This window comes from Nocardioides alpinus (assembly GCF_900112035.1).
GTDB lineage: Bacteria > Actinomycetota > Actinomycetes > Propionibacteriales > Nocardioidaceae > Nocardioides > Nocardioides alpinus.
The window spans coordinates 14,937-33,526 of record NZ_FOKC01000010.1 but is presented as its reverse complement, the minus strand read 5'-3'; the positions used below and the strand labels follow the sequence as shown (position 1 = coordinate 33,526).

Genomic DNA, 18,590 nt, shown 5'->3' with positions numbered 1-18,590 from the left:
GCACCGGCGGCAACCGGGTTACTTGGGCGGCAGCGTCCGGACGAAGGCGACGCCGCGGTCGACCCAGACCTGGAGCTGGTCGTCGTCGGCGAGCGCGTCCCGGTCGACCAGGAGCCAGCCGTGCATCGCCCGTCCGCGCATCTCCATCGGCTGCACGTGCTCGGACAGCCAGGAGGCGGCGTCGTCCGGGTCGGCGCGCACCATCAGTGCGCCACCGCTGCTGGCGGCGACCGCCATGTGCCCGTCGACCATGAAGCCGAGCCCCCCGAACATCTTCTTCGACGTCACCCCCGGCTCGCCGTCGATCACGTCGTGGATCCGCCGCGCCAGCACCTCGTCGTACGCCATGCCTCAGGTTAGGCCCGAGGGCGATAACCTTCACGCATGAGCTCCAACGTCCCGTTTGGCCGCCTGCTCACGGCGATGGCCACCGCGTTCCACGAGGACGGCAGCGTCGACCTCGACGGCACGGCGAGGATCGCCGCCCACCTCGTCGAGCACGGCAACGACGGCGTCGTCGTCAGCGGCACCACCGGCGAGAGCCCGACCACGTCGGTGGCCGAGGACGGCGAGATCCTCCGCGCGGTCCAGGACGCGGTCGGCGACCGGGCCACCGTGATCGCCGGCGTCGGCACCAACGCCACCGCCCACTCGGTGGAGCTGGCCCGCCAGGCCGAGAAGATCGGCGTCGACGGCGTGCTCCTCGTCAGCCCCTACTACAACAAGCCCGGCCAGGTCGGCCTGCGCCACCACTTCACGTCCGTCGTCGAGTCCACCGACCTCCCGGTGATGCTCTACGACGTCCCCGGCCGCACCGCGACCCTGATCGAGCTCGAGACCTACGAGGCGATGCGCGCCCACGACCACGTCGTCGCGGTCAAGGAGGCCTCCGGTCTCCTCCCGCGGACCGCGCAGCTGGTCGACATGGGCTTCTCCGTCTACTCCGGCGACGACGAGGCCACCCTCGGCTACCTCGCCTACGGAGGGGTGGGCCTCGTGTCCGTCGTCGCCCACGCCGCCGGCACCCAGCTCGCGGCGATGATCGACGCCTGGGTGCGCGGCGACCACGCCGAGGCGCTGCGGGTGCACACCTCGCTCGTCCCGGCCTTCGACGCCGTCATGGGCGTCCCCAACTACGGAGCCACCACCGCCAAGGCAGCCCTCGAGCTGCTCGGCGTGATCGACAACCGCCGCGTCCGCGGCCCCCTGGTCGCCCTGGTCGACGACGAGGTCGCTGCGCTCCGCAGCGGGCTCGCCGCCGCCGGCCTCCTGTGAGATCCGACTTGAATCCCGTCTGTCACCAGACCTGTCCCACGAACCGAGGAACACCTTGAGCCATCCCCATCCCGACCTGAGCGCGCCCGCCCCGCTTCCCGCCGGAGGCCTCCGGGTCATCCCGCTCGGGGGACTGGGCGAGGTCGGTCGCAACATGACCGTCTTCGAGTACGACGGCCGCCTGCTGATCGTCGACTGCGGCGTCCTCTTCCCCGAGGACCACCACCCCGGGGTCGACCTGATCCTTCCCGACTTCCACCCGATCCGGGACCGCCTCGACGCGGTCGAGGCCCTGGTCCTGACCCACGGCCACGAGGACCACATCGGCGCGACGCCCTACCTCCTGCGCGAGCGCGGCGACATCCCCCTCGTCGGGTCCAAGCTGACCCTGGCCCTGCTCGGCTCCAAGCTGCGCGAGCACCGGCTCAAGGAGACCGCTCAGTACGAGGTCGCCGAGGGCCAGACGATCACCTTCGGGCCGTTCGTGCTCGAGTTCGTCGCGGTCAACCACTCGATCCCCGACGCGCTCGCCGTCGTCATCCGCACGGGTGCCGGCGTCGTGCTGCACACCGGCGACTTCAAGATGGACCAGCTGCCGCTCGACGGCCGGATCACCGACCTCAACGAGTTCGCCCGCCTCGGCGACGAGGGTGTCGACCTCTTCCTCACCGACTCGACCAACGCCGAGGTCCCCGGCTTCACGACGTCCGAGAAGGACATCGCGCCGGTGCTCGACCGGGTCTTCGCCAAGAGCGACCAGCGGATCATCGTGGCCTGCTTCGCCTCCCACGTGCACCGCGTCCAGCAGGTGCTCGACGCAGCCGTCGCCCACGGCCGCAAGGTCGGCTACGTCGGCCGCTCGATGGTGCGCAACATGGCCATCGCCCAGGACCTCGGCTACCTCACGGTCCCGCCGGGCGTCATGGTCGAGGCCAAGGAGCTCGCCGACCTGCCGCCTCACAAGCAGGTCCTGATCTCGACCGGATCGCAGGGCGAGCCGATGGCGGCGCTGAGCCGGATGTCGCAGAACAACCACCACTTCGTCCAGCTCCAGCCGGGTGACACCGTGGTCCTGGCCAGCTCGCTGATCCCCGGCAACGAGAACGCCGTCTACCGCGTGATCAACGGCCTCGCGCGCCTGGGCGCCAACGTCGTGCACAAGGGCAACTCCCTCGTCCACGTCTCCGGCCACGCGAGCGCCGGCGAGCTGCTCTACTGCTACAACATCGTCAAGCCGCGCAACGTGATGCCGGTCCACGGCGAGATCCGCCACATGCTGGCCAACGCCGAGCTCGCCCGCGCCACCGGCGTCGAGAACGTCGTGCTGGCCGAGGACGGCGTCGTGGTCGACCTGGTCGACGGTGTCGCGAAGATCGTCGGCAAGGTCGACGTGGGCTACGTCTTCGTCGACGGCACCACCATCGGCGACATCTCCGAGGCGTCGATGAAGGACCGCCGGATCCTCGGCGAGGAGGGCTTCCTGTCGGTGATCGTGGTCGTCGACTCGGTGACCGGCAAGGTCGTGTCCGGACCGGAGATCCACGCCCGCGGCTTCGCCGAGGACGAGACCACCTTCGACGAGGTCAAGCAGCCGATCATCGACGCGATCAACGCCTCGATCGCCGAGGGCGCCACCGACTCCTACCAGCTCCAGCAGACCGTACGACGTGTCGTGGGCCGCTGGGTCAACCGTGCCCACCGACGTCGGCCGATGATCATCCCCGTGGTCATCGAGGCCTGATGCCGCGCAACCAGGGCGCTCTCAGTCGTCTGGCCGAGCTGATGCGACGCGTCAACTCGTCCACCGACACGGAGGTGATCCTCGAGGAGATCGCCCACGGGGTCGTGGACGTCCTGGGGTACGGCGTGGCCGCCATCGCGCGGCTCGAGGGCGACACCCTGGTGATGACCAACGTCGCCGGTCCGCCCGAGGTCGTCGCGCAGATCCTGCACCGCCGCACCCCGGCCGAGCAGATCCTCGACGAGTTCCGCGAGGCCGACAAGTGGGGCATCCTCCGCTTCGTCCCGGCGGGCCGGATGTCGGAGGAGAGGCTGCAGGCGGCGTGGATCCCCGAGGTCGCGGCGAGCGACGACCCCCGCGCCTGGCACCCCGAGCACGCGCTCTACGCACCGCTCTACTCCGCCGGTGGCGAGCTGCTCGGCAACATGGCCGTCGACCTGCCACCCGACTCGCGCGTGCCCGACGAGGCCGACCGCGAGCTGCTGGAGATGTTCGCGGTGCAGGCCGGGGTCGCGCTCTCCAACGCCCGCGAGCGCGAGCGGCTCACCGACCGGCTCCGCCTCGACCGGATGCTGACCACGGTCGCGGGATCCGGCACCCAGCACAGCCTCACCCAGGCGCTGGGTACGTCGATCGGCGCCGTCGCGGAGTGCCTCGGGACCACCCAGGCGTGGATCCGCACCTTCCCCAGCGACGCGCAGGGCAGCCACCTCGGCATCGGCACCCCCCGCCCGTTCGTGCCCGAGCACGACCTGCCCGACCTGCGCGAGGAGCTGTCCCAGCTCCACGACAGGACGGGCCTGGTCGAGGTGACGGTCGACGGCACGGCCTCGGCCCCGCTCCCGCGCAGCGTCTCCCGGCTCCAGCAGCTGATGCGCTCGATGCGGATCGAGCGCGTGATCATCTGCCCGCTGCTCTCCCAGGACGACCTCGTCGGCTACGCGGTGCTCGGCTTCGCCCGCAGGGCCCGCCCGCTCACGCGGATCGAGGCAGCCGCGGTGGTCGAGGTGGGGCGGCTGCTCGGCCAGATCGTCCGCGCCTCGCGGGTCCTGGAGACTGAGCAGCGGCTCGTCCAGGAGCTGCGCGAGCTCGCGCGCTACCGCAGCGAGCTCATCGCGACGATCTCCCACGAGCTCAAGACGCCCCTGACGGCGATCCTCGGCCACGCCGAGCTGATCTCCGACCGCCACCCCGACCTGACGTCGCTCGACGCGATCATCCGCAACGCCCAGCGCCTCAACAACCTCGTCGCCAACCTGCTGCACTACTCGCGGATCCAGGGCCGGCGCGAGACCGTACGCCGTGCCGTCGACCTCGCCGAGCTGTGCGAGGCGAGCGTCGACCTGCTCGACATCCGCGCCAAGCACGCGGGCGTCCACCTCAGCTTCACCCCGCCCGAGAGCGGGACCGTCGTGGTCTTCGGCGATCCCGAGGAGCTCGCCCGGGTCATCGACAACATGGTCGACAACGCCGTGAAGTACACCCCCGAGGACGGCTCGGTCCTCGTCTCGATGAAGGTGACCGACGACCAGGTGAGCGTCGACGTCACCGACACCGGGCTCGGCATCTCGCTCACCGACCAGGGCCACGTGTTCTCGGCGTTCCACCGCTCCACCAACCCCAACGCGCTCTCGGTGCCCGGCACCGGCCTCGGCCTCCCGATCGCGCAGCGGATCGCGGAGTCCCACGGCGGCGCGCTGTCCTTGACCTCCGAGCTCGGCAAGGGCAGCACCTTCCGGTTCACCCTGCCGCTGCGCTCGCAACGGGACGCCCAGGGCTGACCGGACGCGGCGACGCGGCATCGAGTAGGACCACCCGGTCCATGGACTCGAGGCCGACCGTGCCGTGGGTGATCCACACGATCGACCGTCCGGCCTGCGCGGCCGATCCGATCATCTCGGCAGCCACGGCCCGCGCGGTCGCCCCGTCCAGGTGAGCCGTCGGCTCGTCGAGGACCAGCACCGGCGGGTCGGCGAGCAGGGACCGCGCGAGGGCCAGCCGCGCGCGCTCGCCGCCGGACACCTCGCGCCGACCGGCCCCGACGTGGGTGTGGATCCCCTGGGGGAGGTCGTCGACCCAGGACCCGAGCCGGGCCCGGTCCAGGGCCGCCCGCACGTCGGCGTCGCCGGCACCCGGCCGGGCGAGGCGTACGTTCTCGGCGACCGTCGAGGCGAAGACGTGCGGGTCGTCGTCGACGAGGCCGACGGTGCGGCGTACGTCGTCGAGCGCCAGCCGCCGCAGGTCGGTGCCGCCGAGCAGCACCCCTCCGGACACGGGGTCGATGAAGCGGACCAGGGTCGCGGCGAGGGTCGACTTGCCCGAGCCCGAGGGGCCGGTGATGCCGAGGTGCTCGCCCGGCCGGACGGCGAGGTGCTCGAGCGCGAGGGCAGGTCGGTCGGTCCAGCCGAGCTCGACGTCCTCGAGCTCGATCCCGTGGGTGGCGCGAAGGCGCTCGGGAGCCGGGGGATCGGTGACCGCCGGCGGTGTCGCGGCGAGGCGGTCGAGCCGCGCGCGGGCTGCCTGCGCGCGCACCGAGAGCGCGCCGGCGTCCGCCAGCCCCGCTGTGGCGTCGGCGAGGGCGAGCGGCACGAGCAGGAGGAGAGCCAGGATCGCCGGCGACACGGAGACCGGGTCGACGACGGCGGCGACCGCGACCACCCCGAGCCCGGCGGCGGCACTCGCGACCGCGGCGCCGGCCGCGACGGCCCGCGCCGAGCGGCGTACGCCCTGCGCCAGTGCCGCGGACTCCGTCCGGACTGCTGCCAGGGCGTGGTCGGTCGCACCCCACTGCTCCAGCTCGCGCAGGCCGTGGGCGACCTCCTCGACGCGGGTGCTGAGGGCGGCACGACGGGTGACGACCTGGGCCTCGGTGCGGGTCGTGCCCCGGCGAGCCACGGCGAACGCGACCGCTCCGGCGACTGCCACGCCCAGCACGACGAGGCCGGCGGGCGGCGCGAGCATCCCGGTCAGCGCGGCTGCCCCGAGGCCGACGATCGCGGCTGTCACCACGGGCTGGCGCACGCGGAGCCGGTCGTCGAGCAGCGCGTCGACGTCGTCGACGACCTGCGTGAGGAGGTCCCCGCGCCGCGGCCCGAGACGGCCGGGCACGAGCGGGACGAGGTCGGCGAAGACCCGGGCCCGTCGGTCCGCGAGCTCGCGCAGGACCACGTCGTGGCTCAGCACCCTCTCGGCGTGACGCAGGACCGGGCGGGCCAGGCCGAACAACCGCACCCCGACGATGGCCACCATCAGGTAGAGCACCGGTGGTTGCTCGCTCGCCCGGGTGATCAGCCAGCCCGCGGTGGCGGTGAGGGCGACACCGGACGCCGTCGACAGGGCACCGAGGAGGGTGGCGGTGCGCAGTCCCCAGCGTGGGCGACCGTCGGGCTCGTCCGCGAGGACCGTCGGTCGTGGGGTGGGCCGGATCGGGACCTCGAGGTGGCGGCGTACGTCACCCCTCGGCCCCGACCCGGTGTCAGGTGCCGCCACCCGGGCGGGGGCGCACAGCTCGATGACCCGGTCCGCGGCGGCCAGCACGGCCGGGCGGTGGGCGACGACGAGGACGAGGCTGGTGCGGGACAGGGTGGCGACGGTGTCGAGGAGGACCTGCTCGGTCTCCTCGTCGAGGTGGGCACTGGGCTCGTCGAGCAGGACGACCGGGCGGCCGGCGAGCACGACCCGCGCCAGGGCCACCCGGGCGCGCTGGCCGGCGGAGAGCCCGGCCCCGTCCTCGCCGAGCAGGGTGCCGAGGCCGTCGGGGAGCTGTCGTACGACGTCGGCGAGGCCGACGCTGTCCAGCGCTGCCCACACCTCCGCGTCGTCCGCGCCGGGGCGACCGAGGCGGACGTTGGCGGCAAGGGTGTCGGCCAGCAGCCACGGGCGCTGCGGCGCCCAGGCGACCTGGCGGCGCCACCATGCCGGGTCCACCTCGTCGAGCGGGGTGCCGTCGACGAGCACCGTGCCGGCGACGGCCGCGAGCTCGCCGCGCAGGGTGGCTAGCAGGGTCGACTTCCCGCACCCCGAAGGGCCGGCGATCGCCACCAGCCCGCGCTCGGGGAGGTCCAGCTCCAGCGGGACGGTGAGCGGGGAGTCGTGGCCGATCTCCAGGGCGACGGAGGTGAGTCGCGGCGACGAGGGGCGTACGGCACCGGCGTCCGCCGACGGGACTCGCGCGAGCAGCGCGTCGGCGTCCGCGAGCGCGGCGGTGCCCTCGGCGGCGGCGTGGAACTCCGCGCCGACCCGGCGCAGCGGCCAGTAGGCCTCCGGCGCCAGCAGCAGCACGATCAGCGCGACCCTGAAGTCGACCGAACCGGTGGCCAGTCGCAGGCCGACGGTCACCGCGACGAGGGCGACGGACAGCGTGGCCACCAGCTCGAGGACGGACGAGGAGGCGAAGGCGACCTTGAGGGTGTCGACCGTGGCCCTGCGGTAGCGATGGGTGACCGAGCGGATCGTGTCGACCTGGGCCTCGGCGCGCCGGTGCGCGACCAGGGTCGGCAACCCGCGGACGACGTCGAGGAAGTGCCCGGACAGCGCCTCGAGTGCACGCCACTGCAGCCGCGCCCGGTCCCGCGTGGTGAGCCCGACCAGGATCGCGAAGACCGGCACGAGCGGGAGGGTGAGCGCGACGACCAGACCCGAGAGCGGGTCCAGCCAGGTGATCGCGACCAGCGTGACGACCGGGAGGACCGTGGCCGGGACGAGCGCCGGGAGGTAGCGCGTGACGTAGGGCTCGACCCAGGCCACACCGCGCGTGGCGAGCACGGACAGCCGGGCGGGGGAGAGGTCGTCGAGGTGGCGAGCGGCCTGGAGGAGGCGGTCGCGGAGGGCGGAGGAGACCTCGGTGGCGGCGCGCGCCGACGCTCGCTGGCCGACGTACGACGTCGCCGTGCGCAGCAGCACGAGGCCGGCCAGCCACCACGCCGCGGCGTGCCACCCGCCGGCGGGCGGGGTGACCGCGGCGACCACGAGCGTCCCGAGCGCGAACGCCTGGGCCACGGTGGCCAGGCCACCGACGACCCCGCACGCCACGACGAGCGCGAGGGCGCCGCGAGCGGGCCGTAGATGGGTGCGCACCGAGGGGTCGAGCGGCCTCACGAGACGGCGTCCGCCGTGACGGGGGTGGGGATGTGGCGGACGGAGATCCGCTTGCGGAAGACCCAGTAGGTCCATGCCTGGTAGCCCAGGACGATCGGGGTGAAGATCACCGCGACCCACGTCATCACCTTCAGCGTGTAGGCCGTCGCCGCCGCGTTGGTGGTGGTGAGGGAGTAGGCCGGGTCGGTGGTCGAGGGCATCACGTCGGGGAAGAGGGCGAGGAACAGCCCGGCCACGGCGAGCCCGATCGTGACGAACGTGCCGACGAAGGCCCAGCCCTCGCGACCGGCCATGGCCGCCAGCAGGCCGGCGACCAGGGAGAGGGCGGCGACGACGAAGACGACCGCGGTGAGGGCGGTGCCGGTCTTGAGCTGGGTCCAGAACAGGAAGGCGACGGCCAGCACGGCGGCCACCACCCCGATCTTCACCGCCAGCGCGCGGGCCCGGTGGCGGATGTCGCCGTCGGTCTTGAGCGCGACGAACATCGCGCCGTGGGTGGCGAACAGTGTCAGCGTGACCAGACCGCCGAGCAGGCCGAACGGGTTGAGCAGGGTGAAGAGGTTCCCGGTGAACTCCTTGTCGGCGTCGATCGGTACACCGGCGACGATGTTGGCGAACGCCACGCCCCACAGCACCGACGGCACCACCGAGCCGACGATCAGGGCGAGGTCCCAGCGTCCGCGCCACGTGTCGTCGTCACGCTTGTGGCGGTACTCGAAGGACAACCCGCGCACGATCAGCGCGACCAGGATCAGCAGCAGCGGGAGGTAGAACCCGCTGAAGAGCGTGGCGTACCACTCCGGGAAGGCGGCGAAGGTCGCACCGCCCGCGACGAGGACCCACACCTCGTTGCCGTCCCAGACCGGGCCGACGGTGTTGATCATGACGCGGCGCTCGGTGTCGTTGCGGGCCAGCACGGGCAGCAGCATCCCGACGCCGAAGTCGAAGCCCTCCAGGCAGAAGTAGCCGATCCACAGCACGGCGATGAGGGCGAACCAGACGGTGGTCAGTTCCATGATGATCTCTCTCGGTGACGTCGGGTCGGTCGACGGCGGGTCAGTAGGCGAAGGTGAGGGGCTTGTCCTCGTCGGAGCCGCCGACCTTGACGAGGGGCGGCTCTTCGAAGGGGTCCGCGCCCTTGCGGATGTAGGCGACGAGGAGCTTGACCTCGATCACGGCAAGGACGGCGTAGAGCGCGGTGAGCACGATCAGCGACGTCGCGGCCTCGAACACCGAGACGCCGGGGGAGACCCCGGACTCGGTGGTCATCAGCCCGAAGACCACCCACGGCTGGCGACCCATCTCGGTGAAGATCCAGCCCCACGAGCTGGCCAGCGTGGTGGCGATCGGCAGGCTCAGTCCCAGGACGCCGAGCCAGCGCACTCCCGGCGTACGTCCCTTGCGGGTCAGCCAGAGGATCAGTGCGGCGCCGGCCGCGGCGAAGAAGCCGAGGCCCATCATGAAGCGGAAGGACCAGTAGGTGATGGGGATGACGGGCGTGTAGTCACCGTCGGTGAACGCCTTCGAGGAGGGGTCCTGCCCGAACTCCTCGACGTACTGCTCGCTGAGCGGGTTGATGCCCTCGACCGTGCCGTCGAACGAGCCGGTGCCGAGGAAGGAGAGCAGGCACGGGATGGTGACGGAGAACTTCTCCTCCTTCCCGTCGGGGGTGCCGAGGGTGAAGACGGAGAACGGCGCGCAGCTCTCGCTCGTCTCGTAGAGGCCCTCCGCGGCGGCCATCTTCATCGGCTGCACCTCGGTCATCACCTTGCCCTGCAGGTCGCCGGTGATCCCGACGCCGATCCCGGCGAGCAGCGTGATGACCGCGCCGATGCGGATGGCGCGGTGGTACATCGGCCGGTCGGCCTCGTGCTTCTTCTTCATGTAGAGGTAGGCCGAGACGCCGAGGAGGAACGTGCCGGCCGTCATGTACGCAGCGAGGATGACGTGGGGGAACGTCACGACCTGGACCTTGTTGAACATCACGGCCCAGAAGTCCGTCAGCTCGGCGCGGCCGGTCTCGGGGTTGAAGACGTAGCCGACCGGGTGCTGCATCCAGGAGTTGGCCGCGAGGATGAAGTACGACGACGCGAGCGTGCCGAGGTGCACGAGCCACATGCAGCCGGCGTGCAGTCCGCGGGGCAGCTTGTCCCACCCGAAGATCCAGAGACCGAGGAACGTCGACTCGAGGAAGAACGCGAGCAGGCCCTCGATCGCCAGCGGAGCACCGAACACGTCGCCGACGAACCGCGAGTAGTCCGACCAGTTCATCCCGAACTGGAACTCCTGCACGATCCCGGTCACCACGCCGATGGCGAAGTTGATGAGGAACAGCTTGCCGAAGAACTTCGTCAGCCGGAGGTAGTCCTCCTTGCCCGTGCGCACCCACGCGGTCTCGAGGCCGGCGATGACGGCCGTGAGGCCGATCGTCAGCGGGACGAAGAGGAAGTGGTAGACGGTGATGATCCCGAACTGCCAGCGGGCGATGTCGAGGACATCCATGGGCACACCCCTTGTGTGATCGGTGCTGCGGCGCAGTAATACTACGAAGTGTAGTAGATACTACGGCGTGTCGTACTTCGTGGGGCAGGGCCTCTAGACTCCACATCCATGAGTCCAAGGTCCCGGATGGGAGAGCTGGAGCAGGCCGTCCTCGAGGCCCTGTGGGACCTCGACGCGGGCAGCGGCGAGAGGTCCGGCGCCAGCGGCCGGGAGGTCCACGAGCGGCTCAGCGGCCGCGACCTCGCCTACACGACCGTGATGACGGTGCTCGACCGGCTCGTCGCCAAGGACGTCGTGGTGCGCGAGCGCGACGGCCGGGCCTACCGCTACGCACCCCGGCAGTCGCGCGCCGCGATGACCGCGGGGTTGATGCACGAGGCGCTGGGGGAGACCGGTTCCGACCGCGACCAGGCCCTCGTCTCGTTCGTCGGGGAGGCCAGCGCCGAGGACCTCGCGGCACTGCGCCGCGCCCTGGCCGACCTGGCCTGACGGCGCTCGCCCGTGCTGACCCCGGTGCTGCTCGGGGCGCTCTCGGTCCTGCTGGCCGGGCCGCTCCCGTGGGCGCTGTCGCGCTGGACCGCACTGCGGCGTACGCCGGCCGCGGCGATGCTGCTGTGGCAGAGCACCGCCCTGGCCGCGGTCCTCGCCGCGCTGGGGGCCGGCCTGTCGCTGGCCACCGACCGGCTGTGGCAGCCACCCGTGGCGGTGGGCGACGTCGCGGTGGCGGCCCTCGCCGGGGCCGTCACGGTGGTGGTCACGGCGCGTCTCCTCCTCAGCGGCCACCGCACCGGGACGGACCTGCGCCGGATGCGCCGCCGGCACCGCGAGCGGGTCGACCTCGTGGCCCGCGTCGACGACGGCGTGTCCGTGCTCGAGCACGACCTGCCGGTGGCCTACTGCGTGCCCGGCATGAGCGGCTCACGGATCGTCGTCTCCCGCTCCACGCTCACCCGGCTCGCCCCGGCCGAGCTCCGGGCCGTCCTCGAGCACGAGCGCTCGCACCTGCGGGCCCGCCACGACCTGGTCCTCGAGGCCTTCGCCGTGCTGCACCGGGCGTTCCCGCGGTGGGTGGCCAGCGGTGCTGCCCGGCACGAGGTCGAGGTGCTCGTGGAGGTGCTCGCGGACCGCGCGGCCGTACGCTCCGGCGACCGCCGCGCGCTGGTGTCGGCCCTCGTCGCGCTCGCCGGCGCGTCGGCGCCCGAGGGGGCGCTCGGGTCCACCGGCTCGTCGATCGCGGCGCGGGTCGAGGTGCTGCGCGACACCGGCCGCCACCGGGCGCAGGCCGCCGCGGTCCTGGTGCTGGCGGGCGCCATCCTGGCGTTGCCCACCCTGCTCGTCGTGCTGCCGTGGTTGGGCTCGCTGCGACACGCATCCCTGTGATCCATGTGACGGGTGGGACGTAGCCGTAGGGTTCGGACCATGGCGACCCGTACGTCTTCCCCGCCGGGGTCGCGGAGCTCGAGCACGCCCCGATCGACAAGCACCACCAAGGGTTCGAGCACCCGATCACGGAGTACCAGCAAGCGCCCCTCCTCTTCCGCAGCGAAGAGCAGGAGCCGCTCCACCGCGTCCAAGCGCAAGCCCGCGGCGCGTCCTGCGCCCCGTGCCGTGCGCAACGGCGCCGGACCGGTCTCGCGGAGCTTCGGCGCGATCGGCCGCGGCATCGCCGCCGTCTGGCTGGGCATCGCCCACGCCGTCGGTGCGACGGCCCGCTCGATCGGCCGGTCGGCCCGCGACCTCGATCCCGAGCACCGCCGCGACGGGGTCGGCCTCTTCATCATCGGCGTCGCCCTGGTCGTCGCTGCCGCCGTCTGGTGGCAGCTGCCCGGCGGCGTCATGGACTTCGCCCGCTCGGTGACCTCCGGCGCGGTCGGCAAGGTCGGCTGGCTCGTCCCGCTCTTCCTCGTCTACGCCGGCTGGCGCACCCTGCGCGACCCGGAGCGCAACGGCCCCGCCGGTCGCCAGGTCATCGGCTGGACCGCCTTCGCCCTCGGTCTGCTCGGCATCGTGCACATCGCCAACGGCAACCCGCAGCCCGTCCTCGGCGATGCCACCAACCTCCAGGAGGCCGGGGGAGCGGTCGGCTACGTCACCTCGAGCCTGCTGCTCGACCTCATGCAGACGTCGTACGTCGTGGTGCCCCTGCTGGCGCTGCTGGCGACCTTCGGCGTCCTGATCATCACCGCCACGCCCGTCTACCAGATCCCGGTCAAGCTGGCTGCACTGCGCGACAAGGCGCTGGGCCGCACCGCTGACGCCGGGTCCGCGGAGGCCGACGAGCCGACCAAGCCGGTCCGCACGCGCCGCCGCTCGATGCTGGACGACGAGGTCGACCCCGACCTCGGTGACCCGGCCTACGACTCCCCGGTGCTGTCCGACCGGGAGCTCAAGAAGCGGCGCAAGAAGGCACTGGCCGAGGAGGCCGAGCCGGTCGAGGACTACGGCATCGACCTGTTCGCCGATGCGCCCACCGAGGTGGCACCGGCCGTGCCCGCGGGCGTCGTGGTGCCGGACGGACCCGACACGGGTCCCGTCGAGCCGCCGCCGCACACCCCGCTCCCGCAGCGCGTCGAGCAGCTCGCGCTGTCCGGCGACATCACCTACTCCCTGCCCGGCAACGCGGTGCTCAAGCCCGGATCGGTCCACAAGGCCCGCTCCAAGGCGAGCGACGCCGTGGTCGAGCGCCTCATGCAGGTGATGGACGAGTTCAGCATCGACGCCACCGTCACCGGCTACACCCGCGGTCCGACGGTCACCCGCTACGAGGTCGAGCTCGGCCCCGCGGTCAAGGTCGAGAAGGTCACGGCGCTGTCGAAGAACATCGCGTACGCCGTCGCCTCGGCCGACGTGCGGATCCTGAGCCCGATCCCCGGCAAGTCCGCGATCGGCATCGAGATCCCCAACCTCGACAAGGAGATCGTCTCCCTCGGCGACGTGCTCCGCTCCAACACCGCCCGCTCCGACCACCACCCGATGGTGGCCGGGCTCGGCAAGGACGTCGAGGGCGGCTTCGTCGTCGCCAACATGGCGAAGATGCCGCACCTCCTGGTGGCCGGCGCGACCGGCTCCGGAAAGTCGTCGTTCATCAACTCGCTCATCACCTCGGTGCTGATGCGGTCGACGCCCGACGAGGTGCGGATGATCATGATCGACCCCAAGCGGGTCGAGCTCAACGCCTACGAGGGCGTGCCGCACCTGATCACGCCGATCATCACCAACCCCAAGAAGGCCGCCGAGGCGTTGGCGTGGGTCGTGCGCGAGATGGACATGCGCTACGACGACCTCGCCAACTTCGGCTTCCGCCACATCGACGACTTCAACAAGGCAGTCCGCGCCGGCAAGGTCGAGGTCCCGGCGGGCAGCGAGCGGAAGATCACTCCCTACCCCTACCTCCTCGTCATCGTCGACGAGCTCGCCGACCTGATGATGGTGTCGCCGCGGGACGTCGAGGACTCGGTCGTGCGCATCACCCAGCTCGCCCGCGCGGCCGGCATCCACCTGGTGCTCGCCACGCAGCGCCCCTCGGTGGACGTCGTCACCGGCCTGATCAAGGCCAACGTGCCGTCGCGGCTCGCCTTCGCCACCAGCTCGCTCGGCGACAGCCGCGTCATCCTCGACCAGCCCGGCGCGGAGAAGCTCGTCGGGCAGGGTGACGGCCTCTTCCTGCCGATGGGCGCGAGCAAGCCCGTACGTGTCCAGGGGTCGTGGGTCACCGAGGCCGAGATCCACCAGGTCGTCAAGCACTGCAAGGACCAGCTCGAGCCGACCTACATCGAGGACGTCACCGCGCCGGCCGCGGCCAAGCGCGACATCGACGACGACATCGGCGACGACATGGAGCTCGTGGTGCAGGCCATCGAGCTCGTCGTCTCCACCCAGTTCGGCTCGACGTCGATGCTGCAGCGCAAGCTGCGGGTCGGCTTCGCCAAGGCCGGGCGACTGATGGACATCATGGAGAGCCGCGGGGTGGTGGGTCCGAGCGAAGGATCCAAGGCCCGCGACGTCCTCGTGAAGCCCGATGAGCTTGATTCCGTGATCGCCACGCTGGAGGGGGGAGCCTGATGAGCACTGCCATGCAGGAGAACGAGGTCCACGACCGGTCCGAGGGGGAGTCCGACGGGGAGCACGGCGAGGTCCTCGGCCTCACCCCCGACGCCGTGGAGGTACGCCGGCACGCGGGCGTCGCCGCCGGTGTCGGCCTGACTGCCTCAGCGCTCGCCATCGCCTACTTCGGCCGCGCCACCCAGTCCGGGTCCGCGCTCGACTGGGCCTTCGTGGTCGTCATGGGACTGCTGGCTGCCTACTGGCTCGTCGGCCTGGTCGACGCCCGCACCCCGCTGCTCGTCGCCGACGCGCAGGGCATCCGGATCCGCCTCGGACGCACCTGGCGCGGCCTGCCCTGGACGGCCGTCCACCACGTCGAGCACACCCCGCGCCGCGGGCTGCTCCATGACGGTCGCCTCGTCGTCGTCCCGCACAACCTCGAGCTGATCGAGGCCGAGCTCACCAGTGCCGGCAAGCGGCACGTGAGCCTCTCCCGCCTGCTCCACGGTGCCCCGTTCGCCGTCCCGCTCGGGCTGTCGACGCGCGTCGTCGGTGCCGGCGACGACCTCACCGAGGCACTGGGCCGCGTGGCCCGCGACGCCAGCCAGGTCGTCGAGATCGAGGCGCCGGTCCACCCCGAGGTCGACGAGATCACCGAGACCGAGCCTGTCGAGGACGTCGCCGAGCCCGCTGCGGACACCAGCCCCGCCACCACCCCCACCACCACGACCGTCGTCGCCAGCCCGACCCCGGCCGCCCTGCGCGAGTCCACGTCGGCGCGCCGCTCCGAGGTCACCCGCGACATCACCGTCGAGACCGACGACGAGCCCGAGGGCCGCGAGCACCACCGTCCCGGCCGGGTGAGCCTCGTCGAGGAGACCCAGTCGTGGGGCGACCGCGTCCGCGCCATCGCCCGTCCCGGTGAGCCCGTGGAGCCGCTGCTGCTCGACGAGTTCGAGGTCGAGCCCGCCGAGGACCCGGTCATCGGCCCCGAGCTCGCAGCAGCCCGCACCCGCCTGGGGCTCACGGTCGACCAGCTCGCCGAGCGCACCCGCATCCGCCCCCACGTGATCGAGGCCGTCGAGGTCGACGACTTCGAGCCGTGCGGCGGCGACTTCTACGCACGCGGCCACCTGCGCACCCTTGCGCGGGTGCTCGGCGTCGACGTGGCGCCGCTCCTGGCGTCGTACGCCGAGCGCTACGCGCACGCTCCGATCAACCCGCGCCGCGTCTTCGAGGCGGAGCTCGCGACCGGTGCCAACGGCTCCATCCGCGGCACCCGTGGCGGTCCGAACTGGTCCGTCCTCGTGGCCGTCGTCATGGCGCTGGTGCTCTGCTGGTCGATCGCCCGCCTGGTCATGGACACCCCGCCCGAGCTGCGCGGCGCCACTCCGGTCCTCAACGGCTCCGGTGGCCCGCAGGGCGCCGGCAACGCGCCCCCGGCCGACCCGGTCGCCGTCGTGGTGACCGCTGCGTCGGGCGGCGCACGGATCGTCATCCGCGACGGCGCGGGCACAGAGGTCTTCACGGGCAACCTCGCCGTCGGTGAGTCCCGCGAGGTCAAGGCATCCCCGCCGGTCCGCGTGCAGTCCACCGACGGCGCCGTCACGGTCGCGCTCGCAGGTGGCAAGGCGAGGGCGGTCGGTGAGCCGGGTGTCGCGGGTCAGGGCACCTTCGTCGCCGACTGAGGTGCGCGCCCGCCCGCTGGTGAGCCGCCTCACCGCCTCGGCGGTGCCCGGGTGCGGCCCCCGACCCGGCATACTCGCTGTGCGATGACCACTACTGACTTCACGACCGAGACCGACCTCCCCCCGACCCCCCTGCAGGTCGCTGTGGTGACGCTCGGCTGTGCCCGCAACGAGGTCGACTCCGAGGAGCTGGCCGGGCGGCTCGAGGCCGGCGGCTTCGTGCTGGTCGCGGACCCGGAGGACGCCGACACCGTCGTGGTCAACACGTGCGGGTTCGTCGAGGCGGCCAAGAAGGACTCCGTCGACACGCTGCTCGAGGCCGCGGACCTCAAGACCTCCGCCGGCCACGGTGGTCGCGCCCAGGCCGTCGTCGCGGTCGGCTGCCTCGCGGAGAGGTACGGCAAGGACCTCGCCGACTCGCTGCCCGAGGCCGACGCCGTGCTCGGCTTCGACGACTACCCCGACATCGCCGCCAAGCTGCGCGCGATCGTCGCGGGGGAGGTGCACCACCCGCACACCCCGTCCGACCGTCGCCGACTGCTGCCGATCTCCCCGGTGGACCGCGACGCCTCGACCGTCTCCATCCCGGGCCACCAGGTCGACGTCGCGGACGTCAGCGACATCGGCGCCGGCGCGCCAGCCACGGGACCCCGTGCCGTACGACGTCGCCTCGACGCCGGCCCGATGGCACCGCTCAAGCTGGCCAGCGGCTGCGACCGTCGCTGCTCCTTCTGCGCGATCCCGAGCTTCCGCGGGTCCTTCGTGAGCCGCCGCCCCAGCGACGTCCTCCAGGAAGGCCAGTGGCTCGCGACGCAGGGCGTCAAGGAGCTCTTCCTCGTCAGCGAGAACTCCACGTCCTACGGCAAGGACCTCGGCGACCTGCGCCTCCTCGAGACGCTGCTGCCTGAGCTGTCCGGCATCGACGGCATCGAGCGCGTACGCGTCTCCTACCTCCAGCCCGCCGAGACCCGACCGGGCCTGATCGAGGCCATCGCCTCGACTCCCGGCGTTGTGCCCTACTTCGACCTGTCCTTCCAGCACGCCAGCGCCACGGTGCTGCGTCGGATGCGCCGCTTCGGCGACCCGGAGAGCTTCCTCGGGCTGCTCGAGCAGATCCGCACCCTCGCCCCGCTGGCGGGCGTGCGCTCCAACGTCATCGTCGGCTTCCCCGGCGAGACCGACGAGGACCTGCAGGTCCTCTGCGACTTCCTCGAGGCGGCCCGGATGGACGTCACCGGCGTCTTCGGCTACTCCGACGAGGACGGCACGGAGGCCGCCGGCTTCACCGACGACCTCAAGCTGGACGAGGACGAGATCCGCGTCCGCACCGAGCACGTCACCGGCCTGGTCGAGGAGCTCAACGCCCAGCGGGCCGAGGAGCGCGTCGGCGAGGAAGTCGTGGTGCTCGTCGAGACCATCGACGAGGACGGGACCGTGGGCCGCGCGGCCCACCAGGGTCCGGAGGTGGACGGTACGACGCTGCTGGCGGACGTCGCGCACGCGCGGATCGGCGACCTGGTGACCGCTACCGTCGTCAGCACCGACGGCGTCGACCTGATCGCGCGAGTGGACGGAGGCGACCGATGAGCACCGACCCGACCAGTGCCCAGCAGCACCAGGTCTCCAACTTCAACATCGCCAACGTGCTCACCGTGCTGCGCATCGTCATGGTGCCGCTCTTCGGCTGGGCGCTCCTGCACGACGGCGGCAACGACCCGACCTGGCGCTGGGTGGCGTTCGCCCTCTTCGCGGTCGCGATGATCACCGACAAGATCGACGGGGATCTCGCCCGCAAGCACAACCTCGTCACCGACTTCGGCAAGATCGCCGACCCGATCGCGGACAAGGCGATCACCGGCATGGCCTTCATCGGGCTCTCGATCGTCGGTGACATCTGGTGGTGGGTGACGATCATCGTGCTGGTGCGCGAGTGGAGCGTGACGCTGCTGCGGCTCTCGGTCCTCAAGGACGTCGTCATCGCCGCTGCCCAGAGCGGGAAGATCAAGACGGTGCTCCAGGGGGTCGCTCTGGCCGGCCTCGTCATGCCGCTGCCCCACGGCGACGCCCACGGTGGCGCGTTCGACTTCTGGCCCGGGCCGCTGGGCGAGGTCCTGTTCTACCTGGCCCAGGTGCTCCTCGCGGGGGCGGTCGCGATGACGATGTGGTCGGGGTACGAGTTCTTCCGCGACGTGCGCAAGCAGCGAGGCTCACGTCACGCCTGAGGGACCCGTGGCGGCATCCGA

The 18,590-nt window shown here is 72.0% G+C and carries 13 protein-coding genes; 9 read left to right on the top strand and 4 right to left on the bottom strand.

Annotated features, from left to right (window positions below; translation table 11 throughout):
* Nucleotides 1–18: 18 nt before the first annotated feature.
* Entirely contained in the window at nt 19–348 is a 330-nt protein-coding gene (locus BM127_RS17260; RefSeq protein WP_091200555.1) for a TfoX/Sxy family protein, read from the bottom strand.
* A 36-nt stretch (nt 349–384) separates the two neighbouring features.
* On the opposite strand from BM127_RS17260, the gene dapA reads away from it, so the two are divergent.
* From dapA to BM127_RS17245, 3 genes are read left to right on the top strand one after another with little or no spacing between them, the layout of a single operon-like run.
* Nucleotides 385–1,275 (top strand): 4-hydroxy-tetrahydrodipicolinate synthase, encoded by an 891-nt coding sequence (dapA, locus tag BM127_RS17255; protein WP_091200553.1) that lies wholly within the window; start codon nt 385–387, stop codon nt 1,273–1,275.
* Between the two features lie 55 nt (nt 1,276–1,330).
* Nucleotides 1,331–3,016: a ribonuclease J gene (locus tag BM127_RS17250; RefSeq protein WP_091200551.1), complete on the top strand. Its 1,686-nt coding sequence runs from the start codon at nt 1,331–1,333 to the stop codon at nt 3,014–3,016.
* Nucleotides 3,016–4,797, top strand: coding sequence for a GAF domain-containing sensor histidine kinase (locus tag BM127_RS17245; protein WP_091200549.1), 1,782 nt, complete (start codon nt 3,016–3,018; stop codon nt 4,795–4,797). The genes BM127_RS17250 and BM127_RS17245 overlap by 1 nt, the downstream gene beginning before the upstream one ends.
* Here the strand turns inward: BM127_RS17245 and cydD are convergent.
* The 3 genes from cydD to BM127_RS17230 are packed head-to-tail and all read right to left on the bottom strand — an operon-like array spanning nt 4,757 to nt 10,615.
* Nucleotides 4,757–8,113, bottom strand: a complete 3,357-nt coding sequence (gene cydD / locus BM127_RS17240; RefSeq protein WP_091200547.1) for a thiol reductant ABC exporter subunit CydD — start codon at nt 8,111–8,113, stop codon at nt 4,757–4,759. The two genes, BM127_RS17245 and cydD, sit on opposite strands and share 41 nt — an antisense overlap.
* On the bottom strand, nt 8,110–9,129 hold the full coding sequence (gene cydB / locus BM127_RS17235) for a cytochrome d ubiquinol oxidase subunit II (RefSeq protein WP_091200545.1): 1,020 nt from the start codon (nt 9,127–9,129) through the stop codon (nt 8,110–8,112). Before cydB ends, cydD begins: the two co-directional genes overlap by 4 nt.
* Nucleotides 9,130–9,169: 40 nt before the next feature.
* Nucleotides 9,170–10,615, bottom strand: a complete 1,446-nt coding sequence (locus BM127_RS17230) for a cytochrome ubiquinol oxidase subunit I (protein WP_091200543.1) — start codon at nt 10,613–10,615, stop codon at nt 9,170–9,172.
* A 108-nt stretch (nt 10,616–10,723) separates the two neighbouring features.
* On the opposite strand from BM127_RS17230, the gene BM127_RS17225 reads away from it, so the two are divergent.
* The 6 genes from BM127_RS17225 to pgsA all read left to right on the top strand — a co-directional run bounded on the left by BM127_RS17225 (nt 10,724) and on the right by pgsA (nt 18,569).
* Nucleotides 10,724–11,104, top strand: a complete 381-nt coding sequence (locus tag BM127_RS17225; RefSeq protein ID WP_091200540.1) for a BlaI/MecI/CopY family transcriptional regulator — start codon at nt 10,724–10,726, stop codon at nt 11,102–11,104.
* A 12-nt stretch (nt 11,105–11,116) separates the two neighbouring features.
* On the top strand, nt 11,117–11,995 hold the full coding sequence (locus tag BM127_RS17220; protein ID WP_091200538.1) for a M56 family metallopeptidase: 879 nt from the start codon (nt 11,117–11,119) through the stop codon (nt 11,993–11,995).
* A gap of 39 nt (nt 11,996–12,034) precedes the next feature.
* Nucleotides 12,035–14,677, top strand: a complete 2,643-nt coding sequence (locus BM127_RS17215) for an FtsK/SpoIIIE family DNA translocase (RefSeq protein WP_091200536.1) — start codon at nt 12,035–12,037, stop codon at nt 14,675–14,677.
* Entirely contained in the window at nt 14,677–16,347 is a 1,671-nt protein-coding gene (locus BM127_RS17210; protein WP_091200534.1) for a helix-turn-helix domain-containing protein, read from the top strand. The genes BM127_RS17215 and BM127_RS17210 overlap by 1 nt, the downstream gene beginning before the upstream one ends.
* A 132-nt stretch (nt 16,348–16,479) precedes the next feature.
* The gene (gene rimO, locus BM127_RS17205) at nt 16,480–17,934 is read left to right on the top strand and encodes a 30S ribosomal protein S12 methylthiotransferase RimO (RefSeq protein WP_198554344.1); all 1,455 of its coding nucleotides are present in this window, start codon (nt 16,480–16,482) and stop codon (nt 17,932–17,934) included.
* On the top strand, nt 17,931–18,569 hold the full coding sequence (gene pgsA, locus BM127_RS17200) for a CDP-diacylglycerol--glycerol-3-phosphate 3-phosphatidyltransferase (RefSeq protein WP_091200530.1): 639 nt from the start codon (nt 17,931–17,933) through the stop codon (nt 18,567–18,569). The genes rimO and pgsA overlap by 4 nt, the downstream gene beginning before the upstream one ends.
* Nucleotides 18,570–18,590: the final 21 nt, after the last annotated feature.